General features: G+C 68.3%; 2 protein-coding genes and 1 other RNA gene. All 3 read right to left on the reverse strand.

Annotated features, from left to right (window positions below; translation table 11 throughout):
- Window positions 1-66 precede the first annotated feature (66 nt).
- Window positions 67-444: a transfer-messenger RNA gene (gene ssrA / locus ASG05_RS15690) on the reverse strand.
- Window positions 445-459: 15 nt separating this feature from the next.
- Entirely contained in the window at window positions 460-1,818 is a 1,359-nt protein-coding gene (locus ASG05_RS03105; protein ID WP_056257188.1) for a glycosyltransferase family 4 protein, read from the reverse strand.
- Window positions 1,819-2,007: 189 nt separating this feature from the next.
- On the reverse strand, window positions 2,008-2,484 hold the full coding sequence (gene smpB, locus ASG05_RS03110) for an SsrA-binding protein SmpB (protein WP_056257192.1): 477 nt from the start codon (window positions 2,482-2,484) through the stop codon (window positions 2,008-2,010).
- Between the last annotated feature and the right edge of the window lie 93 nt (window positions 2,485-2,577).

The following is a 2,577-nucleotide window of genomic DNA, read 5'->3' on the forward strand; positions in this document are numbered from 1 at the left end:
GCACGAACGCCCCCGCCTGAGCAGGCGGGGGCGTTCGGTGTTCGCGGATCGTGTGACGACGACCGATGGTGGAGATGGGGGGAATTGAACCCCCGTCCATCGCTGAGATTGCACGCATTCTACGGGCGTAGCCAGATGAGACGTTCTGCTCGGCTCCGACCTTTGCTACTGGCTTCTAGGTCGACGAGCCCAGCCCGAGTGCAAGTCCCGTGTGACCCTCAGGCGTAGTCACACAGCAAGCCATCTAAATGACGTCAGGACCTGGTTAGAAGGCGGTCACCAGACTGACGGACTCCATGTGGCTCTACTGCTTACGCAGCGAGAGCGAAGTCAGTGCGCTTGTTATTGGCACTTATTGTTTTCCAGAGATCGTTTACGAGATAACCCTGGATCCTCGGCCCGCTTCTCGTTCGCACACAGGCGATGTCGAAACCGATCATCCCCATGAGGGGGCCGTCGTCACACGCTCTTGAGTTGTGGATCGTTGGTGCCGGCGTCTTCGCGACGCGGCCTCTCAGTATAGGGCCGCCGCGCCTCCTGGTCCACCTGACGTCGCGGGGCCTGGGCTGAGCCCCCCACGCACGTCCGGTGACGACGGCCACGCGCCCGGGGCAGGATCTCGACCCCCTCGACCGTGGTGACGAACCGGCGGGCCAGCAACTCGAGCGAGAACTCACGCTCGGCGAGCTCGAGGGCCGCGGCCCCCGCCCGATCGACGCACCCGTCGCCCTCGAGGATGTCGGTCAGCTGCCGGATCGCGTCGTCCGCGTCTCGTGACAGGCTCCACCCCGCCCCCGACTCGGACAGCACGTCGGCCTGCCAGCCGCCGTGGTTGATGAGCACGGGGCGTCCGGCGGCCAGGGTGTCGAAGAACTTGTTGGCGCTGTTGTGCTCGAGCTCGGCCACGTCGATCCACCACGAGCTGCCGAACGTCGCTCGAGCGAGCAGCGCGGGCAGCTCGTTCTTCGACACCGGCGGCAGGGCGAAGAAGCTGGACTGCCAGACCCCGAGCCGCTCGGCCAGGCGCACGACCTGGTCGTACTCGGCGCCCTTCCCGACCGCGACGAACGCCACGGGCGAGCCCTGTCGGGCTGCCGCCTGCGCCAGCTCGACCATGTAGGCCAGGCCGTTGGCGCGACCGAAGGTGCCGCAGTAGAGCACGATCGGCCGCCCGGCCAGGGCAGGGATGCGATCGAGCACCGTCGTCTCGGTGGGGTCGGGAGCCTGGAAGGTCTCGACGTCGGAGATGTTGGGCACGACGACGACCTTGTGGGCCGCCCCGCCGGCCTTGACGACCCCGTCCGCCATGCCCTCGGACAGCGCCACGATGCGGTCGGCGTTCCGGTAGGCCAGGCGCTCGAGCAGGCGGGCGGTGAGAGCCGCGGCGGGCCTGCGCAGGTACCCCATCGCGATCGGGACCTCGGGCCAGAGGTCCCTGACCTCGAAGACGAAGGGGACCTTGCGCCCCATGACGGCCCAGAGCCCGGGCAGCGCGACCGTCAGCGGCGTGCTCGTCGCGATGACGACGTCGCCCCGGAGCCTCCGCGCGACGGACGCGGACCGGAGGGCGAACCGGGCGAAGGCCACGATGCGTCGACGAGGGCCCATGGCGTTGTCGTACGGCACCGGGACGCGGTGCACGTGCAGGCCGTCGACCGCCTCGACCGTGTAGCCCTGGTGCGGCACGGGGTCGTGATCCGCCGCGACGATGTGCACGTCGTGCCCCCGCGAGGCCAGAGCACGGGCCAGGTGGTACGAACGGACGCCGCCGTTCTCGCCCGGCGTGCGGAAGTGCTGGTGCAGGTAGGTGATCCTCACGGGCGATCGCCGGCCTGCTCGCTGAAGACGACAGCTCTCATGGTGGGACTCTTTCGCTCGGGGCACTCGTGCCTCAGACAGGGTGACCACCCGTGAACGGCGGCTGAATCTAAAATACCAGCTGCGTATCTGAAATACAACGAGGTGACCCGCCCGGCGAGTCGGGTCGTGCCCGCGAAGGGCCGTGGGCTACTCGCCCAGGTGCTTGCGAGCCGACATGGCAGCCTGGGCCTCGCGGGTCGCGGTGCGCTCTCGGAGCGTCTGCCGCTTGTCGTACTCTCGCTTGCCCTTGGCGAGGGCGATCTCGACCTTGGCCCGGCCGTCGCTGAAGTAGATCTTCAGGGGCACGACGGTGAACCCGCCCTCTTTGGTCTTCTGCCCGATCTTGTCGATCTCGTGGCGGTGCAGCAGCAACTTGCGCTTGCGTCGGGGCGCGTGGTTGTTCCAGGTGCCCTCGGTGTACTCGGGGATGTGCACCGCGTCGAGCCACGCCTCGCCGGCGTCGACGAACGCGTACCCGTCGACCAGCGACGCCCGCCCCTGCCGCAGCGACTTGACCTCGGTGCCGCTCAACACGATGCCCGCCTCGTAGGTGGTGTCGATCGTGTAGTCGTGGCGCGCGCGGCGGTTCGTGGCCACGACCTTCTCACCGCGTTCTTTCGCCACGCTGGGCCTCCTGGTCGTTCGGGTGGTGTGCTGCCGACAGGCAGCCGTTCAGTGTACAGCGAAGGAGGCGCGGTGCCCGTCGAACGGGCACCG

Origin of the sequence: Frigoribacterium sp. Leaf186 (assembly GCF_001423905.1) — a bacterium.
In the GTDB taxonomy this organism is placed as follows: Bacteria; Actinomycetota; Actinomycetes; order Actinomycetales; family Microbacteriaceae; genus Frigoribacterium.